This window comes from Bradyrhizobium sp. GCM10028915, assembly GCF_042666195.1.
Lineage (GTDB): Bacteria > Pseudomonadota > Alphaproteobacteria > Rhizobiales > Xanthobacteraceae > Bradyrhizobium > Bradyrhizobium canariense_D.
Genome location: NZ_JBHTFN010000024.1, coordinates 309,617 through 328,649, shown reverse-complemented (window position 1 = coordinate 328,649; position 19,033 = coordinate 309,617). Strand labels below are relative to the sequence as shown.

The window sequence follows — 19,033 nt, the reverse complement described above, 5'->3', positions numbered from 1 at the left end:
TGAGTCCTAGACCCAGCACGGCGACTTCGCATTTTCGCATGAAGGCCTCGCGAGCGATGCTACGACTCGCCGATCATCCTGATGATTTCGCGGGTTTACAAGGTTTACGGGAGGACGATTACGTAGCGAAAGGGACCGCGGGGCGACAGCGGGCCAGATCCGAAGTTCTGAATAGGAGCCGCAGTCAACGGCGCCCGTCTCCATAGCTTTAGTTTCGGCCGCAGGAGCAGGTCGGTCGCGGCTTAGCGCGACCATGGCCACGATAACGACGGTTGCGGTTTTATAGCTTGCGGTCTGGCAATTGGCGCCGGCTTTGGCGCCTGGGCAACATTGGCCGACTGCCGTGGACGCGGCAATGGTACTTCCTGCATGACCTGTGGCTTTTCTGGGATCGCGTTCGTAACTTCAGGCATCATCTCCTTTGGTGCTGAGGCGTTCGCCGTGGCGCGGGCGAGTTGCTCTTGGTTTGCGTTGAGGCGATCGCTGAGCGTTTGACTTTCCCGTGCCATCTGGATCTGGATCCCTTTGATATCGTCGATGACACGGCTGTTACGTGCGAGTTCTTCCTGGCGTGTCTTGAGTTGGCGCGCGACATTTTCATTGTCGTGGACTAATTTCTCTTGCGTCACGTTAAGCTGTTCGACTGCTTGCCTCAAGGCAGCGAGATCGCGCGTCATCGACTGCAGCTGCTGCGTCAAGTCGGAAACCAGGGCGATTGCAGACGGCGCCGCGTCTTTCAGGGCCGCAGCATCTCGGGGGCCCCGCGTCAGAGGTGCAGGGTCCGAAGGGGCCCTCATCGCCGGTTGAGCGGAGGACGACCACCACCACCAAGCAGCAAAGGACACAGCCAACAGAGAGCAGACGAAGGCCACGTGGCGCTGTTTCGTCGGTTGATGGTTCGTTGCCGGTGCGCGAGACGTCTCCATGGTCGGCTGGACCGAGGGACCGTCTTCCGCCTTGCGCGTCAGGTGCGAAAGCTCCTCCGCGATCTGCCGTTCCGCGACGCTGTCGTCCCGCGTGGAAGCCATTTGGTGCTCCATATGAACCCTTGACGACGGTGCTGACTTTCGTTGTTTAGCACAGTTTTAGCCTGTGCGCTCGGGCCCAGCGCTGCACGCGAAGGCGCCGTCGGCAAATGAGTCCGATCGCCGAAAGTTCGAGGCTGATCGAGGCAGGAAAATGCGCCTAAACTCCAGAGCGGCGTGTGCTTATGCCGTTGTATGACATCGAATGGCAGGCTCGCGTGTCTTCAGCGGGCGCACTCAACCTCCAGCCAGGCGAGTCCACCACTAAGCATTGATCGATCGTCGGGCAGGGCTGCGCAGGGCCCCCGTAGCATTCCATGCGGACGGACCAGGCTTCCGCCTCCGCCCGGTCGGCTTCTCGAACGGCCTCCTGGGCGCGCTCGCGGGCTCCTTGCGCATGGATCATCGCGCCCATAATCCGGCCGCTCCAGACTACCTCTCCACACTTTTCGCGGAGGATTCCGCAGGTGGCTTGTGAGGCTAGCCGCAGCCGGGAGCCCCACACCTCACTTCGGTCAAGCGCGACTGAGCCTAGCGGCTCCCGCGATCTAATGTGTCAACGTGGCTCGAACCGTAGAAGTGGCAAGCTCCGCGCTGAAAAAACGCAGAGCGCTTTCGCGGAAGGGGGCGAGCTACTGGTCCCTGGTTCTCGCCGCGCCGAGGATATCCACTCCTCCAAACTGTGGGCGCTAAACCCTCGCGAAGACGTTCAAATTTCGCAAACCTTGGACGGCTCTAGAAATAAGCTACGGTAATGAACTACGGTTAACTCGGCCAAATCGCAATACGTGATGCCACTATGGGCATCCGCCTGCAAGGATTTGAACCTCTTCGTCCTGCTGGGTTCTCGCGACTTCGACAGGCATAGTGTCCCTTTGCACGCCTCGCGCGGCTCAACTGCGAATACTTTCTGCACACGCCGGTTTCAATTGGTAGCTTCTAAAAATCTTCCTTGCAGTCGCTCTTCGTCGCGTTCGTGCTCGGAAGGTCGATACCCCCCCGGATTTAAGAGAGCTGCCAGCCTGCACGCAGGATGCAAGTTAGATCAAGATTTCTGACCTCGCTCGGCGTCACCGTCTCGCAATTTCGCCGACGTGAACGGGCGGGGGAGCAGTTGGATCATCGCGGCGAACTGGGCTCAGGCCATGGCATGTAAAGACGCAGCCTGTGGAGAAAGGCATCGATGAGCTGCAACGGCGCACTCTCATGCGGTGACATACCGGCCGGCACGATCAAGAGCTACAAGGCCGGCACGTAGGGCAGGGAACCCCGGCTAATCGTCGAAGCAAGGTCCGCGTTGCAGAGCTGGAACTAGTTTAGACGGGCAGCCGAAGCCAAAGGTCGTTGCTGGACAGCGTACCGGCCGGCGTGGCTATCTCCATATCGACGACGCGAAATGAGCCGGGCTGATCATCATACAGGTAACGAAGATGCCAGGCCGGGCCAAGTTCTGGTGTAATGGCGAAGTCATCTAAGGCACTCGCGACGTATCGAACTGCATCCCGATGTGCTATCGGCGCGGAGAACATCGTGTCCATCAGCGTGGCGAGGCTCATACCTTCCTGGAGCATGGTTCGCGCGACTTCGTCTCCGTGGACGAGCCTAAGGGCCGATACGAGGGCCGCGATAGCGTCAGGGTTCTTTAGAGACACGGCAGATTCGTTTCAGGCCAAAAGCCGGACTGTTGACGTAAGGGCGCGTGGGCGGCCGTTGCGTGCTTTCGCAGGGCAATCTGCTACAACACCTCAGCACGAACCTGCGCAACGCCACGATTTGTAATCCCCAAGCTGCGCGCAGCCGCCAGCGAGAGGTCGAGGACACGGCCACGGACCCATGGTCCGCGGTCGGTGATATGAACGACCACCGACTTATTCGTCTCAAGATCAGTGACGCGGACTCTCGTGCCGAACGGCAGACGGCGGTGCGCCGCGGTTAGTAGATTCCGATCAAACGATGAACCGCTCGCTGTCTTGCCTTTGGAATACGAATAGTAGGACGCTTTTCCGGAAATGAATCGATTGAAGGATTGAGCGCCTGAACGATCTTTCAAAGGCTCTTTTCCGTTTAGCGACTGCGCTTGCGGCTCCTCCTTCTTTGCCTGATCGAGTCCGTCAGGAGCGGGCTCCGCGTGAGCCTTTGGAACGATGGACCATCTGTCATTGAAGGTTTGCCCGACAGCAGGGGTCGCGTGAAGCCCCGTCCAAGTTGAGACCGCTGCAATCACGATCATTCCAGAAAGCGGACGCATGGTCGACCTCGCTACAAATCACAAAACAAAGAAACAATGCATACTCATAAGGCACGTTCCGGCACATCCCCGGTTCATATGTAGAAAGGTGATGTGCTACCCATGGCGGAACGTAGACGCAGTGCAGCAAGCAGATAGCTCGCTGCAACGCACCACGTTACTCGGCAGCAGTTCTAGAGCTCTCTGGCGAAGCGAGCGTCAACACCGCCTGTAGGCGCAGGCGATTCAATCACTAGCGTGAATGTCTTCGCCCGATTGTAGACACGAGGAGGACATTGAACGGACCGCCACAGTTCGGTGGGGCGAGAGGCCGCGAGCCGCCTAAGACGCTCCGTACGTTACCTGCCATGGCTCGATGTTCAGTAGGCCCCATCCTTAGTCGGCGAATCAGCAGGGATTTGAAGGGGGCATCGAAGTGATGAATTATATTTACAGTACTCAGGGCAACGCTGTCGGCTTCATCCGCGGCCGCTACATCCACGACATGCGCGGCAATGCCGTAGGCCAACTCAGCGGCACGCACGTTCACAAGCTATCCGGAAACTGGGTCGGCGAGCTCGATGGTGACATGGTCGTAGACAAGCACATGGAACTTCGGAAACATTGGCCATCCAGGTAACCCCGGCAATGCAGGTTCACCCGGCAGTCCGGGCAGTCGAGGTGCACGAGGCAGGGGCTCCCGTGATGTTTTTACCTTTTGCAAAACTGATGTCAGATCTGCCGGAAACACTCCTGACTGTCCCGATTGGCTTGCCGCTGACGCTTACAATCGAAGAAGCGATGTGTCGTCAGGCCGACGCAGCGATCGATGCGTTCCTCCGTGGGCATTTTGACGTGGCGCTAACGCTTGCTGGAGCAGCAGAGGGAGTGATCGAGCGAACCGGTCTGCACATGTTCGGTGAACTCAGGTCGGCGCCCAAGGCTTTGGAGCGCTTTGCAACAAAGAGTGGATCGCCATCCTGATATGGAGCGGCAACTGGCACGCAGCAGCGACGGCGGAGAGGATCGGTCAGAAGAACAGCTAAAGTTCGCGGGCGCCGCTAACCTTCCGCGCTCCACAGACGACTAGTTGCCAGCTTCCCCTCGTGCCCCAAGCTATAGACAATTCGTGAGTCGGGGGGATTCATGGAACGGAAGCCGTTTGAGGGCAGGTCTGTTGAAGAGCGGTGGCGACTCCACACGCTCGTCAATGACGTTCTTGCCGTGAGGCTCGTGGCCAAGAAGGAAGAGCTGGAGCGACGGCTTGGGTTTCTCAGCCGAGAAGACAAGCCGCTCAATTCATAAGGTCGTCTGGATTGTCGGGGCCCACCGGTTCACGCTCGCGGGCCGCTGTGCTAGCATCAGGGGTGCCGCGCCGATCGTGCGGACCGTCGCCTTGTTGGTCGCAGGAGCAGCCATTAGCCGTTCCTGCGACCTTCACTTTCGAGGCTCCCGGCCCTCGATCCGCAATTGGATTGGCAGCCTGGGAGACCTTGGGGGTAACGCCGGGGCCGCTCCGCCAGCTCAGAGCGCTGAGCTAGCGCGGTTTCATGCAGAATGTGCCCGGCTCGTTCCTAACGGAGCGCCAGGAGGTCACTCCCAGGCGCCAACAGCCGCACGTATGTTCCGCTCTCATGCAGCTCTAGCCATTCCTTCTCGATGGCGCACCTGATGCCGGCGCCGAACTCCGCGCCGGTTCCCTTAAGTGGCATAGTTGACCTTCTCAGTGTGGAAGTGAGCGTCCTGCACCGGTTAAATGGCGGCCGCAAGTTCGACCAGCTCACGGGCGGCGACTTCCGGATCAGCGAAGGGACGTTCTGTCACGAGTCTCATTGCTGAAAACCTCGACCCCATGCTTGGCCTGACTTGCCCGCGACTGTCATGCCAGTTAGGGACGATATGCACAGATCCTGCGGCGCCGCATGCCGAGCAGACAGTCGCAAGCCGAAGTGTGACCACGAAGCGCGTCGAGCCGCACGTCGACCTGCGATCGCAACGACCGTTCAGGCACTGATGGCTGCAGGTCACATGGCCGTCGGCCAGCCATTCAGCAGGGCTGCAGGGCGGATATTGGCCCGCCCATTGTGTACCGACGGGGAGGCGCATACCCGCATCAAGTACAATGCAGATCATCATTTCTAGTGGCGTGCTGTGCGTGAGCGCCCGGAGTCGCGGAGCGTTGCACATTTGCAACCCGCACAGCCGTTCGGGGTAGTAAGCTGGTCTCAGAATGACCGAAACATCTTTCGTTCTCACTTCGACAAAATCAGTGGGGGCGAAAAGTGCTTGATGTCTATCTCAATTGGAAGCGTGACTTGCTAATTCTAAGCGCATGCTCCGCGATACCCGGACTCTGCGGATAAGTGGCGCAAGAGCAGACAAAGAATTCTCAAAGTAAGCGACGAGATTAGGTCAACCGTCCAGCGACAGCGGTTACGTTCGTCGCTTGCACGTCACGAAAGAGGGATCGATTTAGTTCAAACGCATGGGGCCGGATCCTGGGCTGATTGTCGGCCACGAGCAGACGAGCAGACGAGAAGACCAAGGGAAACGAACGTTTCGCAGCGTACCCCTGCCGTTTCGAAGCGCACTCCGTGAAACAAGGGAAAGATCGTCGGCGCGAAGCCACCGCTCCGTAACTCCCGCCGGATGCGGCCGAGCGGTTCCAGGGCTTTCCCTAAAGGGCAGATTGGGCGCTCCACCTCCGTCGCGCCACTCGCCCAGCTTCTTTGCACGATTCTTTTGTCCCCAAATGGGGATTGCGACGCTGCCCAATTTTCATTCAGGGTTGCGTTGCTCGAACTGTACAACAGGGACGATGGGAGGTCAGCCAAGCAAAGCACCACGAAAGCAAGCCTACCCGCATCACGAAAACCTTGAAATAAGGAGCGGAAATCATGGCACTCATCAATGGAACGGCAGGCGACGATATCCTTCCTGGAACGGCAGCCGACGACGAGATCAACGGGCTGGCAGGCACCGATACGATCACCGGGTTGGACGGCAACGACGTCGTGAATGGAGGTGCGGGCGACGACAACATCGATGGCGGCGCTGGCAACGATACTCTGAATGGCAATGCCGGTGTGGATACCATCGCCGGTGGCGACGGCGACGATACTATCAGCGGCGGCGCCGGGGACGACAATCTCTCGGGCAATGCTGGCCTCGACACGATCCACGGCAACGCAGGCAACGACACGATTGACGGCGGCCTTGGAAACGATCAACTTTTTGGCGATGCGGGCGACGACTCCATACACGGCGGAGATGGTGATGATGCCATCCACGGTGGCGCCGGAGCCGACACCCTTTGGGGAGACGCAGGCAACGATACGCTAAATGGCGATGCCGGCAATGACATCTTGAACGGCGGTCTCGGGAACGACACGTTGAACGGAGGTATCGGCGACGATATCATAAACGGCAACGAGGGAAATGACACGCTGAGCGGCGGCCTCGGAAATGACACGCTTAGTGGCGGCGCCGATGATGACGTCTTGAATGGGGGCGCCGGCAGTGACACGCTGAACGGCGACGCTGGTAACGACACCATGCATGGGGACGCCGGAGCCGACCTTATGGATGGCGGTGCCGGTAACGACACGATGTTCGGAGACGCCGGAGACGACACTATGTTGGGCGGAGCCGGAGATGACACCATGAATGGTGGTGACGGCGCGGACGAGCTCAGCGGCGGCACGGGCAATGATGCGCTGAACGGCGACGGGGGCGACGATACGCTTGCTGGCGGTGACAACAACGATACGCTAAATGGCGGCGACGGAGCCGACACGCTCGCGGGCGGAAATGGCAACGATACTCTCGCCGGCGGCGCAGGCGATGACGAGCTGAATGGCGGTAACGGCAACGACGTCCTCAGCGGGGGTACGGGAGACGACGTGCTGACAGGTGGTGCGGGCGCCGATACCTATAATTTCGGTGACAACACCACCACCAACTTCGGTAATGACGAGATAACAGATTTCAGTCTCACCGATGGTGATCTGATACACGTCGATGCTGCACCGGGATTCGATCCAAACTCGGTCGTAGTCAGCGACGATGGCACCAATACCGTGCTCGACTTCGGCTTCGGAACGATTCAACTCGACGGCGTCACGGGAGGCGCAACGCCATTCACAACGGTCGAGGATATCAATGTGGCCGCGGGAGCCACGGTCATCGAAGTCGTGTGAGGCACTTTCGGCGGGGCGGCTACCGATCCGCCCCGCCGCTGCGTTTCTGCAATCTGTAATAGTCAGTCGGTAAAGTTGCCTGCCGGTCATGTATTTGCGTTCGCCTGAGAACCCAGCGACTGGTAAGAGATCGCTGCTCGGATTGATCCCGGGGCGGTCCGCAATCGTGTGGGTCGTGGCCTTCAGCATCTCTGTGAACCTACTGCTTTTGGTCGTTCCCTTTTATTCGATCGAGGTGTTCGATCGAGTGATCAGCAGCGGTAGCGTTGAAACGCTTGTCGGTCTTACGATGATTGCTGCAGCGGCCCTAGTCTTTAGCGGCGCTTTCGATATCTTGCGTAGCCGGCTCCTCAGTCGGTTCGCAGTCGGCTTCGAGCGGTGCGTCGCACCAATTGTTCTCGAAGGCACCATCGTGGAGGCGGCAAGTCGCGGCGATGGGAGGACGCACGATCTTGTCAAGGTCCGCGAGCTAAGGACCTTTCTGTCAAGCGGCACCGTTATAACGCTCATCGATGCGCCTTTTCTCCCTGCTTTCATTCTCATTCTATTCTTCCTCCACGCCTGGTATGGCGCCATCGCTCTGGTCGGGACGGCAATTCTGCTTGTGATGGGCATCATCAGCCGGCGGATCGCGCGCACCGAGACAGCCGACGCCTCGGGAGCCGCCCTGCGGACGCAGGCCGCCCTGGATGGGATCGTCCGGAATGCCAGCCTCGTGCGCGCGATGGGGTGGACTCTCGGCGCAGTTCGCGAATTCATGCGGCTCAACGATCACGCACTGTCGCCCGTTGTGCGAGCCAGTGAACGTGTCTGTGCGATTGGCGTTGCCGCGCGCATGGTCAGAACAACCCTGCAGATTGCCGCGATCGGAGCGGGCGCTTGGCTGGTGCTCCAAAATGAAGTGCTGTCAGGCAGCCTGATTGCTAGTTCACTGCTGGTCGCGCGCACCCTCCAGCCCATGGAAAGCCTGATCTCGGCATGGCGCGCGCTCGCATCTGCGCAGGAGGCTTGGACACAAGTCCAGGCCGCCGCCGCGCCGGTGTTGGCGCGGAAGAGAAAGACCTTGCTTCCGATGCCGTCCGGCCGGCTGGTCATCGATCGCGTAGCTTACCGGCCCGCCGGAACCAAACGCCCCATTCTCGCAGGTATAAACTTTGAGTGCCGACCCTCACAAATTGTAGTTGTCATAGGTCCGACGGGGGCTGGGAAATCGACCCTGCTGCGGCTGATGGCGGCCCTCGAGCCGCCGAGTAGCGGCACGATCCGACTGGATCACGCCGCTCTCCACAACTGGGATTCCGATCAACTCGGCAAGTTCATCGGATATCTTCCCCAAGACGTACAGCTCGTTGGCGGTACCGTCGCAGAAGCGATCGCCGGATTCGACGAAAGCGCGCTCGACGAAGACATCACCTCGGCAGCGATGCTCGCGCAAGCGCATGACATGATCTTGTCCCTGCCATGTGGCTATCAGACCGAGATCGGGCGCGACGGCAGCAAGCTCTCAGGTGGCCAGCGCCAGCGGATCGGTCTTGCGCGAGCCTTCTACGGCGACCGCAAGTTGATGCTGCTGGACGAGCCGAATGCCAACCTCGACCCAGAGGGTGAGGAAGCGCTCTGCTCTGCGGCTTTGGAAGTCAAAGCGCGGGGCGCAACGCTGGTCATCGTGACGCACAGACCCCGCCTCTTGACGATCGCAGATGCCGTATTGCTGCTCAGAGATGGCATGCAGCTCGCGTTTGGTCCGCCGAGCAAGGTTCTGCCGCTCCGTCTGTCTGACGTCAGACCGATACAAAAATCGACCGACGTCCACCGCGAAGCAGAGCCCCGCGTGCTTAGGACCGGAGGAGCAGGTCGATGACCTCGCAAGACCAAGGTCGCAACATCGTCATGTCCCGCCAAGTGGTGACCGGCGATCGGTGGGCAACGTTCACCGAACCACGCTCCGACACGCGGCGCATCGTGACGTGGGGGTGTGTGTTGCTCATTCTGCAGTTCTGCTGCATTGGCGTCTGGGCGACCACCGTTCCGCTCCGCAGTGCGGTCGTGGCGTCCGGCTTCATCAAGGTGCACTCGAAGCGCAAAGCCGTGCAGCATCTAGAGGGAGGTATCATAAAGTCTATCCAGGTCAGGGAAAATGATCGTGTCCAGGCTGGTCAAGTTATTGCGCGGCTCGACACCACGCAGATCGAGGCAATGCTTGGCTCGCTCGAGACGAAATTATTCGCGGACCTTGCGATGGAAGCGCGATTGACCGCTGAACAGGCCGGCAAAAAAGCAATACGATTTCCGGACGAACTGCGAACGAGCTCTGCTGCGGCCGCGGGCGTTGCCGTGCGAACCCAGCAAGCGGAATTTGCGGCGCGGTTGACCGCGATCGAGGGCGAGCGAAAGCAGATCGATCAGCAGATGCTGCAGTCTGAAGACACTATTCGTGGACTGGAAGGCGACACAAATGGGGCAGAGCAGCAACTTGCCCTTCTGAAGGAAGAAATCGCAGACACGAGCTCCTTGCTCGCGAAGGGCCTCGCGCGCAAGCCGCGTTTACTGGCTCTGCAACGCAGTCAGGCTGAAACGGAAGGGCAGATCGCCCGCAATGCAGCATCAATCTCGCAGGCACGAACAAAGATCGCCGAATTGGACGATCGGCGTCGGCAGTTGGAGTTGAACCAGAAGCAAGACATCGCAAAGCAGTTGCATGCCACCAGCGAAGAGATTGGAGATCTTCGACATCGAATTGCCGCGTTGCGCGATCAGCTTGTTCGATCCGAGTTGCGTGCACCTGAAAGTGGAAAAGTCGTCGGCCTCAACAGCAGGGACCTCAGTGCCGTGCTTGCACCCAGGGAAACTCTTCTGGAAATCGTCCCCCTCCAAGACCGGCTTGTCATCGAGGCAACGCTGAAGCCGACGGATCGGCAAGAGGTTTACGTGGGACAGACGGCACGCGTGCGCGTCCTCGCGTTGAACATCCGGCGAATACCGATGCTAGACGCGAAGGTCGTTGCGGTTGCCGCAGATGCTCTGAATGACCCGAAGACGGGCGCGGCCACGTACATGGCGGAACTCGAGCTAACTACCACAACGCAGACGGCTTACTACCTTTCGTCGTTGTTGCCCGGAATGCCCGTCGAGGTGTTCGTCGAGACGGGAGAAAGAACTTTTGCGGAGTATTTGCTGCAGCCTATGGTGCTGCGGATCCACCGCGCCTTCAGGGAGAGTTAAGCTGCTGCCGCAAAGCCGGCTGCATTGATATTGCGGGAGGAGCGATTGCACGGGAATGGCAAGGTACTGCCCCACTGGCAGAACAGAGCTGGTTTTTTCCACGCGGCGGGCGCACGTTCGACGATTGATGCCGAAGGCCGGGTTGAACAGTCGGCGGTGCCTGCTGACCAGAGCGTCGGCCATACGACGATGGAGTGTTTTGGTAGGGGGATTGCGAAGCTCCTCGAATGCCGCAGCTGCTACGTTGCGGCGGCGGTACGCCGGGCTTCTTGCCGGGAACTGCTACAGGTGCGGATCGGGCAGGCGGCCATCGATCCCTCGTGCACGGCCATGGTGGCGCGAATTGTCGGCAAGGGCGCTAGTAAAGGTTGTACGCTTCTCGAACCCGTCCATACGCGTACTACCTTCGTGCGAAGGCTGATAGGACTCGAACCGGATCTGAAAGGTCATTCTGTGATAGGAAGGTTCACTCCTTGCGATGATGTGACGGTCGTCTTCATCGCAGGATGGCGTTCAGCGGGACTTACTCGGGCAGAGGTTCCGTGCTTGGTGCGTGCAGTGCATGCGATTTGGGAGACTGCAAACGATCTGGTACGATTGCAGCAACGCCAAGAAGATGCAGCGGCCTGGCTTGGAGTTTTGGGATTTCCCGCCCTCGTCGTTGACGAAGATCTTCATGTTCACGAAATCAACGACAGCGGGCAATCGCTATTGGCCAAGGGCGAACTCCTCAAGGCGAATGGTAACCGGTTGGCGGGGCGTAGCAGTTCGGTGACGGCTGCCTTGAGGGAGGCGATTCGCGAATCGTTGAGTTCGGGCGCCGATCGGGAGTGGCTGGGGACAACCGTGCCTCTTTCAACCGAGCGCGAGCGGTTTGCCTTTGCCAGAATTGGAGTTGCGCCGCCGCCTTGCGATAGCGGAAAAGCGCTTGTCATCGTGCCGCAGTTCGATGAGGTGGCGGGAGCGCACCGTATTGCCGCCGCTTTCGGCTTGAATTTCGCGGAAGAGCGGATTGTCACTCGGATCCTTCAAGGCAAGTGTCCACGACAGATCGGTGCTGAGCTCCGGCTGACTGAAGCAACAGTGAGAACCTACACCAAGCGCATCATGCTCAAAATGGGAATCAACCGGCAATCCGAGTTCTTTGTGCTTCATCATCTCACGCAATCGCCGTTCGGCTCTGGTCTGCGCGAGAAGTCGGTCCGCCGCCTTGGGTCCGCCTCTCGGTTGAGCGGATAGGTGCAATGCGTGGAAAGGCTTGATCGACGACTTCAAGATTTATGTGCGAAGCATTCATGATGACACCAACGCGTCCGCTCGCAGGAAGCTCATTTCCTCTTTCGTCTGGGATTGGGATCCTTGTGTTCGCAGTCACTGGAATTGCCCTTGCCGAACCCATCCAACTGGGGATGCCGATCGCCTGCGAGCCCGGCAGGACTTGCTACATTCAGAATTATACGGATCGGGACCCCTCACCGGCAGCAAGGGACTACAAGTGCGGCACGCTGACATACGAGGGACACAACGGAACTGATTTTCGGCTCCCCTCGCTGCAGGCACAACGCCATGGCGTTGACGTTCTCGCATCTGCAAATGGGCGCGTCATCCGAACTCGGGAAAATCTGCCGGACGGCGCGTTCCACAAGGCCGCCCGCGAGGCTGTGCGTGATGTCGAATGTGGCAATGGCGTTTTGATCGAACACGCGGACCGCTGGGAAACCCAGTATTGTCACTTGGCAACGGGCAGTCTTCAAGTGAAGCCCGGCGATTCGGTAACACGAGGGCAGCCGCTCGGCCGAGTAGGTCTGTCGGGTTTGACCGAGTATCCTCACCTCCACTTCACGGTACGGCACAACGGTTCGATCATCGATCCTTTCGCCTTCGGCTCGAGCCCGGAATCCTGCGGCGGAGGAGAGATGCTCTGGGATCCCACATTGCAGGCGCGGCTCCGCTATCAAGAGCGCTCCGTTCTGAACACGGGCTTTGCGAGTGCCCCGGTGACGATGGAATTCATCGAGGATGGAAGAACCGATGCGGCGGAATTGCCTTCGGCGACCTCGGCGGCCATTGTCGCTTTTGTCCGCATCATCGGCTTGAAATCGGGCGACTTGCAGCGACTTGTCGTCAGCAGTCCCTCCGGCAACGTGATCGCCCAAGATAACGCTACGCCCGTCGAGCACAATAAGGCTCAAGCTTTTCTGTTCACGGGTCGAAAACGCCCCGCCAATGGCTGGGATCTGGGCACCTACAAAGCGGAATACACCGTTGAGCACGCCGGCCAAGTGGTGCTGAGAGAATTATGGGAACTTCAGGTTGGATCGCATTGATCCAGGATCTTTTCGGCTGGCTGCTCCCAACTATCTCGGTCGTCGCCCGCGATCGTTGCGGGGGATATGGCGAAGCAGCAGCAAAAGCCCTAGCGCACGCGATGCAGGTCGCCGACCCCTGGCATTTGACGGAGAACTACAGCCGAGGGGTTCCTTTTGCCCCGACGAATTCGGATCATCACAAGATTCGTGCAAGCAGGTCACGTTTCTCGGCGACAGCGCCGATTATAGTGTCCTTACAACTGTTCGGCTGCGCTTCTTCTTCGACCTGCCGTCCACTCAAATTAGCGATCCAGCTTTGAGCTCAGCGATCGGGCTAGATGACTTGCGGACGAACGTCGCACTGACTCCATGCGTCTGATGCCCCCACCTTCAAGATTGCAGATGTGGACGGCCCCCCCACTTGTCAGGATTGTAGCAGACTTTTGGCCAGATCGCCTTAGCGTGACGCCGGTGTTCTCGCCGACAAGTGACATTCGCTTTTGCAGTTGCTCACCTCAAGCCCGCATAGGTCGTGCTGACCGTCTTCCCGGTCTCACTCGCCGTTGCAGGTTGCCGGAGTTTGGCGAAGGGTGATCCAGAATTGACAGGTGCGGCCGGACCAGCCTCGGCACCCGCGGGCTGCAAGGGCCGCTAGCTGTCTGCTCCTCAGGGTGGGTGGGCCGCCAGCATTGGATCGCTCTCTTCGTCGAGTCAGCGCTTGGAGAGGTTTTAGGAGGAAGCCCACCATTGGTCGGGGAATGGCTCCAGCAAAGTCCAATCGACTTGGTTGTCGTTGTCAGGGGGGCTGATAGCTCCTGCATTCCCGTTTAGTGGCGCGTGGCGACGGAGGCGAACAGACAAACCGCCCCGTTCACGACGTCGAACGCGGCGCGACGGTGGATGTGCCAAGCGTAATGGAGGCACACCGCGGGCGCTTCGCTCAGCTTCTTGCACCAGATCCCGAAGATCTTCCAACTCTGAGAGTTGAGAAGCGAGTTCGCTAAGTCGTTCGTAAAGGTTTGCGCGAGAGCCTCGCATAATGTCCTCCCCCAGCAAAAAAAGCACTATCAGGACGGCGTCAGAGCAATTAGCGCGAGAGTAAAAGTAGAAGTTCAATACTTCAGGCTCGGTGTCAGGCCTTCTTGAATGCGGTAAAAGAGAAACGGCTCGGTTCCGGGGGCGAGGGGCCCGACTGCATTACCCCACTCGGGGATGAGCATTGGGAAACTTGTGTCAATTGCGGCAACACATCGCAATCGATGGCGTTCGCGATGAATAGGGACTCATGCTGTCCCAGCCCTAGCCTTCTCAGCCAAGTCTTGATTTCCATGGCCGGACCCTGGTGTGTACGAAAGATTCAGCATGTCAGAGCCAAACCTTGGTTCGGCTACTTCATCGCATTCGAATCTCCATTCAAAGCAGTTCGGTCTTATCGCACCGACAATAGCATGCTGTCTGGCCTGTATATGTGAACAGCCTCGCAATTCGTCGCACCTAAATACCTCTTGAAGCATGGTAAGTGTTCCGTCCGACGGCTGCGGCTGTCGTTTCTGTCCCTACATCGCTCATGAGGAGATCCCATGGTGAGCGACGAGGGTGGCACGGTGATGTCCAGCGCTCCGCAGTTTCCAGCAATGCAGCCGGACACAGCTGCTCTTGACCACGTGTGCGCACTGAAGCATTGATCGGATAGCCGCAGACGCGTTCGGCAAGGCCAGCGGGCGCTGGTTCACACATCTCGGCCTTCACGAATGTCGGCCTAACAATCAATTAACGAAGAACCCATAGCGTGTTCCGCCGCTGACCTGCATCCCGTGACGCATGGCGAGGTGGGTCTAGGACGGGGCCGATACCATGGCGGACCTAAGGGAAAAATTGGACAAACTCCGTGCCGATGCCGCGGATTTGGCCCTTATGAGCCGGCGATCGAGCGACCCGCAAAAGCGCGCACTTTTCGAACGCTTGGCAGATGAGCTCGCCATAGAGGCTCTCGAACTCGAGCAGGTGGTGAAGCTGCAAAGCCGGCGCTCCGGTCACAGCGACCCGGACACGGTCGTGCCCCTCCAGGTGCGTCCAGATCGTCGCTGACCCAATCCCGCTTCCCTTTGTGGGCCACCGCCGCAGGCACATTGCGGACGAGGGGGCGGGGCAGTCCGGGAAGATGCCCGGCATGCCGGGCAAGTTGCCAACGCTGCTGTTGAGCGGGCCGAACAGGCGACGGGTCGCGTGCACGTTTCTCTTCATGGAGCAGAGATTGAACACGATCGAGTCTCCGAAGCTGCCCGGCGGGGACGGGCGGCCAGTTGCAGAAGAGTGGCTGCCGGTGGCCGTAAGCTCCGTCGCCGCGCGGCTTTGCTTAGTCTGCTATGGATCGCCCGGGGGCAGCATTCTTTGGCTGATCGCTATTCATGAATGCAGCGGCCTCGTCGACGGCTGCCATCACCTCGGCGGTCGCGGACTGATGGATCATGTGTCCGGCACCAGCGATGCGGTGCAATCTGCTTTGCTCGCTATTGACGTGCAGTCTGGCCGATTGTCTCTCGAAGTCAATTATCCGGTCATCTTCGCGACTATGGCCTGATCTTGGACGTCCGTCGTAATCATTGCAGTGGGCCTTCTTCCTAATGTGATCGCGGCGCTCAATTTGTCTGCCGCTTTTGAACCGAAGCCTGGTCGATTAGGAAATCGTCCAACTTCCGGCCACCTCGAAGCTGCGGCCGCAGCCATCGAGGCAGTCTGCCGCGGCCGGACCATGTCTCCGCCGGGTTCTTTGGGTTGCTATATTTGGGGCGAACGGGCGGGTATGGACGGCGCTTACGATCGAACCGTACAGCTTTCTCGGCCAGTCCAATTTTGCGGAGCCGCTCCTCCAACCGTGCTTTTTGCACCAAAATTTTCTGACTGAGGGTGGCGGCGACCTGTTGGTGAAGTATCCAAAGTTCGTCAAGGGAAAGCGAATTGAAATGCTCGGTGTTCATCGCTCGATCCAACTCTTGGCGGAAGGCCCAGGCAGACAAGTCGGGAATGAAGGAGCAGACAAGCCATCAGTTATGTAGTTGTCGTACAATCCACATTTAAATGAGGAGGTAGAACGGGAGAAAGGCGCGATGGCGGTAATATCGTGACGGAGCATTTAATTTGGTGCCAGGCGAATCCTCACCCGGCCCGCACACCGGCATCGTATTATCCACAACCTACCGCTCGACCAGTTGCGCTTCCACATTGCCATTGCGAAGGTGAGCGCAAACACCGCCGCGAGGTGATCAACCGGGCGGCCGCATCGCGGATCGCGAGCGGGATCGACGCCCCACGTAACGCATGTGGCTCGACTTAATTGAACGCGCTGCCCCGTTTTGCAACCGTAGAGTGTTGGATGGCCTGTTAACTCGGATGGCCAGGAGCACAATTAATCCATCACGTTGCCAGATTTAAGCCGCATCGGAGCCCATGTCGCCGCGAAGGTTCGTGCCGAGTAGGGGGCGCAGCACCGGGAGTTTTCGATGTCCCGTCATTTGCGATTTTACTTCGCCGGTTTAGTCCTTGTCGCAGGTCTTCCGGCGGCACCAGCGTGCTCCGACCCTTTTACTAACTTGTTCAATATTGCTCCGCGCGAGCCCGCTGCAACCTCATCGGTGCAGCCGGAATGCTTGCCGCGGCCCGGCAACTCGCATGGCCCACGCCAGCACTGGGTCTATCGGCGGGACGGCCACCGCAAATGCTGGTTCCTAGCCGAAGGCACCGCGACGGTGCGACAACCGGCTCATGGTCGTGTGGCCAACCGCGCCGCCAGCTCCGTCGAGAACGAGGCCGAGCAGCAAAGGGCGAGCCCCGTGATCGATGCGCGCGCGGAGTTGCCAAGCTCATCGGCGGCCGAGGGGGCTCAGCCGACGCCGCCGGCACGCGAACTCAACGTGGCCGATGCCGCTTCTGTTTTCGATGCTGGCACGCCGGCCCCCATGCCGGCGCGACCCGTCGCGGATCTTCCTATCACCCAGCTCACGCCCGAGCACTCCGTGCCGCCCCAAGTTGACGTGGAGAAGCTTGCCGCGGCCGCGCGAGCCGACTCACCTCCAGCTATCCCGATGGCCGCGCACAATGAAGAGGTGCGCGACGAGCCGCGCAGCTGGACGGTAACCTCGTTAGGTGTGCTGCTGATGACGCTGGGGGGCTTTTCGATTTTAAGCTCGAACCGCACGGTTCGGCAGACAGTAAAGCTACGCCACCGATGCGCGTACACTGAGCGGGTTAGTTGACGCAGCCCCGCGATCGATGAGTTCACGCCGTTATAGCCGAATTGCCACACGTACAAAGGTTCCGGGCGCCTGCACTCAGTTCGGCGCTGCCTTAGACGGACATTCGATTAACCTGACGATCCCCTTTTTGGATGGGACTGCCATCATGCGGGTACAAAGTGTTCGTGGTGGACTGCGGCAAGTGATCTGCGCAGCAAAGCTTGACTGTATTGACGAGCAAGCGGCGAGACGTCGAGCCTAGCAAATGTATGGCGAGCACGACGTGCAGCTTTGGGAAGGCGATCGGCTTCCTCAGATGCACTCGCCAGCTCTTCTGTACCGGGCGAATAAGGACGTCGTGCGGCTACCGCACTGGCCTGCATCGTAACCGCTTCCCAGTCCGCCGTTCGGGGAAGCTGGCTCGCTCGATGAAGCCAAGCGCGCCGCTTCAAGGTCGCCTGGGAGAACTCCAGCGCGAAACATCGGCCAAGCTGATCGATATCGCTTCACTGATCGGCGTCTTAACTGCGAGTGGGCCGGTGCAAAATGGGGCCCTAGCGCATTCAAGCAGCGCTAGGGCTTTTTCGTCGAGCCGCGACTCGGACCAGAGCGAACAGCTCGGGTTCACGCCACTCTATTTTTTTCGCTCGCGATCTTCGTACTTTTCACTACACCGGAAATCACCGCGCTTTACGAGGGCGACCTCTTGAAGGGGCGGATAACAGTGAAGCAGGGCGTATTCGTTGGTATATAGCGCAGGTGAGCGGACGCAAACGTTCGCGCCAACCGGTAGATGGACCAACTGGCCATCCATCAGCATGTAGCTGCAGCTGTCGATCTTCTTGGGTTTGTCTGCGGGACCATCATCGGCCGCCCCGGCTGAAACGAGCGAAGCAAGGGCGATCCCCGCGATTATGAGAGTACGCATTGGCTCCCTTTCCACTCGAACGCGGTACGAAATGTCTGGCGCGGGCCTAGTGCCCGCAACCGATGTCGGCTGTTAGCCTCCGCGACCGACATTGGAGGAAGCATTATCCAGCCATCGCCGCGTTGCGTCGTCACTCCATCCGGGGACCGCGAAGCGCGCCCGAGAATTGACATCCGGGCTCGGACGTTCCGCCGCGGGTTGGCGCGCCCGAGAGTGACGCACCTTTGCAGCGTCGGCCGAGGTGCACAGGAGCATCAAGAAACTCATCGCCAAAACCGAGCGCATAGGTCAGCTCCAATTCCGCAACCGCCCCTATCTGATACTCCGACTGTTCCCTCACGATCTGTGCCGGCTTCACAACCACGAGAAGGAGGCGAAAGCGCGCGAGCTACTGCGCGTCGCGGGTGAGGAAAAGGATAGCGCTAATTCCAATCCGGGCAAGCCGGGCAGAGTACGGTTGGGTGCCTCGGCCTCACACCGCAAGGCTCCGCCGGCTCTTGAGGCCGGCGGTTCTCACGGCGTGGAGGCTAATCTTCCAAGGTTAGATAGTGCAGCGATGTCCAGGGATTCAAATTGCCAAGGGGCAAGGTCCTTGCCCATCCTTCAAAAGCTCCTCCACCAGGGAACTGAGCTGGCTCTTGTCCGATATGAAGCCATGGTCCAGCCTCATTTGAGACTGGAATCTCCGATCAATATCTCTCGCGCTAGAGCGGGGAGACTGCGAGACGTGGCGAATGGACGGCGACGTAACGTCTATACTGCGCAGATATTGGTCGACGGCAGTCCTGCGCGGTGCAAGGTCCGACACCTCACGGATTGCTCTGCGATCGTCCAAATCGATAACGCGCCTATCGTCCCCGCGGCGTTTGGGCTGCGCGTTCCAGGTGCTGG

17 protein-coding genes are annotated in these 19,033 nt (G+C 59.3%); 11 read left to right on the top strand and 6 right to left on the bottom strand.

The annotated features are described in order from the left end of the window. Positions 1-242: 242 nt before the first annotated feature. The 3 genes from ACFQX9_RS16450 to ACFQX9_RS16440 all read right to left on the bottom strand — a co-directional run bounded on the left by ACFQX9_RS16450 (position 243) and on the right by ACFQX9_RS16440 (position 3,273). Complete coding sequence (locus tag ACFQX9_RS16450) at positions 243-1,028, bottom strand: hypothetical protein (protein WP_377789509.1); 786 nt, start codon at positions 1,026-1,028, stop codon at positions 243-245. A 1,313-nt stretch (positions 1,029-2,341) separates the two neighbouring features. Continuing rightward, positions 2,342-2,581 carry a hypothetical protein gene (locus ACFQX9_RS16445; protein WP_377789507.1) on the bottom strand — a complete coding sequence of 80 codons (240 nt, stop codon included), beginning with the start codon at positions 2,579-2,581 and terminating at the stop codon, positions 2,342-2,344. 179 nt (positions 2,582-2,760) lie between these two features. Then, entirely contained in the window at positions 2,761-3,273 is a 513-nt protein-coding gene (locus ACFQX9_RS16440; protein ID WP_377789506.1) for a septal ring lytic transglycosylase RlpA family protein, read from the bottom strand. Positions 3,274-3,691: 418 nt separating this feature from the next. Between ACFQX9_RS16440 and ACFQX9_RS16435 the strand changes: the two genes are divergently transcribed. From ACFQX9_RS16435 to ACFQX9_RS16400, 8 genes are all read left to right on the top strand, one after another. Beyond that, positions 3,692-3,892, top strand: a complete 201-nt coding sequence (locus ACFQX9_RS16435) for a 4-fold beta flower protein (RefSeq protein ID WP_377789504.1) — start codon at positions 3,692-3,694, stop codon at positions 3,890-3,892. Between the two features lie 65 nt (positions 3,893-3,957). Continuing rightward, positions 3,958-4,236 (top strand): hypothetical protein, encoded by a 279-nt coding sequence (locus tag ACFQX9_RS16430; protein ID WP_377789502.1) that lies wholly within the window; start codon positions 3,958-3,960, stop codon positions 4,234-4,236. Positions 4,237-6,149: 1,913 nt separating this feature from the next. After that, on the top strand, positions 6,150-7,451 hold the full coding sequence (locus ACFQX9_RS16425) for a calcium-binding protein (protein WP_377789500.1): 1,302 nt from the start codon (positions 6,150-6,152) through the stop codon (positions 7,449-7,451). 88 nt (positions 7,452-7,539) lie between these two features. Next, on the top strand, positions 7,540-9,312 hold the full coding sequence (locus ACFQX9_RS16420; RefSeq protein WP_377789498.1) for a type I secretion system permease/ATPase: 1,773 nt from the start codon (positions 7,540-7,542) through the stop codon (positions 9,310-9,312). Next, complete coding sequence (locus ACFQX9_RS16415) at positions 9,309-10,673, top strand: HlyD family type I secretion periplasmic adaptor subunit (protein WP_377789496.1); 1,365 nt, start codon at positions 9,309-9,311, stop codon at positions 10,671-10,673. Before ACFQX9_RS16420 ends, ACFQX9_RS16415 begins: the two co-directional genes overlap by 4 nt. A 45-nt stretch (positions 10,674-10,718) precedes the next feature. Then, a complete protein-coding gene (locus tag ACFQX9_RS16410; protein ID WP_377789494.1) occupies positions 10,719-11,912 on the top strand; it encodes a helix-turn-helix transcriptional regulator in 1,194 nt (397 codons plus the stop codon). Between the two features lie 56 nt (positions 11,913-11,968). After that, a complete protein-coding gene (locus ACFQX9_RS16405; RefSeq protein ID WP_377789492.1) occupies positions 11,969-13,000 on the top strand; it encodes a M23 family metallopeptidase in 1,032 nt (343 codons plus the stop codon). Next, positions 12,997-13,302 carry a hypothetical protein gene (locus ACFQX9_RS16400; protein ID WP_377789546.1) on the top strand — a complete coding sequence of 102 codons (306 nt, stop codon included), beginning with the start codon at positions 12,997-12,999 and terminating at the stop codon, positions 13,300-13,302. The genes ACFQX9_RS16405 and ACFQX9_RS16400 overlap by 4 nt, the downstream gene beginning before the upstream one ends. A gap of 812 nt (positions 13,303-14,114) precedes the next feature. Here ACFQX9_RS16400 and ACFQX9_RS16395 read toward each other — a convergent pair. Continuing rightward, on the bottom strand, positions 14,115-14,312 hold the full coding sequence (locus ACFQX9_RS16395) for an SAM domain-containing protein (RefSeq protein ID WP_377789490.1): 198 nt from the start codon (positions 14,310-14,312) through the stop codon (positions 14,115-14,117). A 524-nt stretch (positions 14,313-14,836) separates the two neighbouring features. Between ACFQX9_RS16395 and ACFQX9_RS16390 the strand changes: the two genes are divergently transcribed. After that, the gene (locus tag ACFQX9_RS16390) at positions 14,837-15,070 is read left to right on the top strand and encodes a hypothetical protein (protein ID WP_377789488.1); all 234 of its coding nucleotides are present in this window, start codon (positions 14,837-14,839) and stop codon (positions 15,068-15,070) included. A gap of 82 nt (positions 15,071-15,152) precedes the next feature. Further along, entirely contained in the window at positions 15,153-15,563 is a 411-nt protein-coding gene (locus ACFQX9_RS16385; protein WP_377789486.1) for a hypothetical protein, read from the top strand. A 58-nt stretch (positions 15,564-15,621) separates the two neighbouring features. Here the strand turns inward: ACFQX9_RS16385 and ACFQX9_RS16380 are convergent, their stop codons facing one another. Further along, positions 15,622-15,960 carry an H-NS family nucleoid-associated regulatory protein gene (locus ACFQX9_RS16380; protein ID WP_377789484.1) on the bottom strand — a complete coding sequence of 113 codons (339 nt, stop codon included), beginning with the start codon at positions 15,958-15,960 and terminating at the stop codon, positions 15,622-15,624. Between the two features lie 522 nt (positions 15,961-16,482). On the opposite strand from ACFQX9_RS16380, the gene ACFQX9_RS16375 reads away from it, so the two are divergent. Beyond that, complete coding sequence (locus tag ACFQX9_RS16375; protein ID WP_377789482.1) at positions 16,483-17,235, top strand: hypothetical protein; 753 nt, start codon at positions 16,483-16,485, stop codon at positions 17,233-17,235. 613 nt (positions 17,236-17,848) lie between these two features. Here ACFQX9_RS16375 and ACFQX9_RS16370 read toward each other — a convergent pair. Next, positions 17,849-18,142: a hypothetical protein gene (locus ACFQX9_RS16370; protein WP_377789480.1), complete on the bottom strand. Its 294-nt coding sequence runs from the start codon at positions 18,140-18,142 to the stop codon at positions 17,849-17,851. Positions 18,143-19,033: the final 891 nt, after the last annotated feature.

What these genes read in the sequence shown, in the direction of transcription:
- ACFQX9_RS16440 (WP_377789506.1), bottom strand. Translation starts at nt 3,273, where the DNA reads ATGCGTCCGCTTTCTGGAATGATCGTGATTGCAGCGGTCTCAACTTGG.
- ACFQX9_RS16425 (WP_377789500.1), top strand. Translation starts at nt 6,150, where the DNA reads ATGGCACTCATCAATGGAACGGCAGGCGACGATATCCTTCCTGGAACG.
- ACFQX9_RS16435 (WP_377789504.1), top strand. Translation starts at nt 3,692, where the DNA reads ATGAATTATATTTACAGTACTCAGGGCAACGCTGTCGGCTTCATCCGC.
- ACFQX9_RS16415 (WP_377789496.1), top strand. Translation starts at nt 9,309, where the DNA reads ATGACCTCGCAAGACCAAGGTCGCAACATCGTCATGTCCCGCCAAGTG.
- ACFQX9_RS16450 (WP_377789509.1), bottom strand. Translation starts at nt 1,028, where the DNA reads ATGGCTTCCACGCGGGACGACAGCGTCGCGGAACGGCAGATCGCGGAG.
- ACFQX9_RS16375 (WP_377789482.1), top strand. Translation starts at nt 16,483, where the DNA reads ATGTCCCGTCATTTGCGATTTTACTTCGCCGGTTTAGTCCTTGTCGCA.
- ACFQX9_RS16395 (WP_377789490.1), bottom strand. Translation starts at nt 14,312, where the DNA reads ATGGAAATCAAGACTTGGCTGAGAAGGCTAGGGCTGGGACAGCATGAG.
- ACFQX9_RS16405 (WP_377789492.1), top strand. Translation starts at nt 11,969, where the DNA reads ATGATGACACCAACGCGTCCGCTCGCAGGAAGCTCATTTCCTCTTTCG.
- ACFQX9_RS16445 (WP_377789507.1), bottom strand. Translation starts at nt 2,581, where the DNA reads ATGAGCCTCGCCACGCTGATGGACACGATGTTCTCCGCGCCGATAGCA.
- ACFQX9_RS16385 (WP_377789486.1), top strand. Translation starts at nt 15,153, where the DNA reads ATGCCGGGCAAGTTGCCAACGCTGCTGTTGAGCGGGCCGAACAGGCGA.
- ACFQX9_RS16390 (WP_377789488.1), top strand. Translation starts at nt 14,837, where the DNA reads ATGGCGGACCTAAGGGAAAAATTGGACAAACTCCGTGCCGATGCCGCG.
- ACFQX9_RS16430 (WP_377789502.1), top strand. Translation starts at nt 3,958, where the DNA reads ATGTTTTTACCTTTTGCAAAACTGATGTCAGATCTGCCGGAAACACTC.
- ACFQX9_RS16370 (WP_377789480.1), bottom strand. Translation starts at nt 18,142, where the DNA reads ATGCGTACTCTCATAATCGCGGGGATCGCCCTTGCTTCGCTCGTTTCA.
- ACFQX9_RS16380 (WP_377789484.1), bottom strand. Translation starts at nt 15,960, where the DNA reads ATGAACACCGAGCATTTCAATTCGCTTTCCCTTGACGAACTTTGGATA.
- ACFQX9_RS16420 (WP_377789498.1), top strand. Translation starts at nt 7,540, where the DNA reads ATGTATTTGCGTTCGCCTGAGAACCCAGCGACTGGTAAGAGATCGCTG.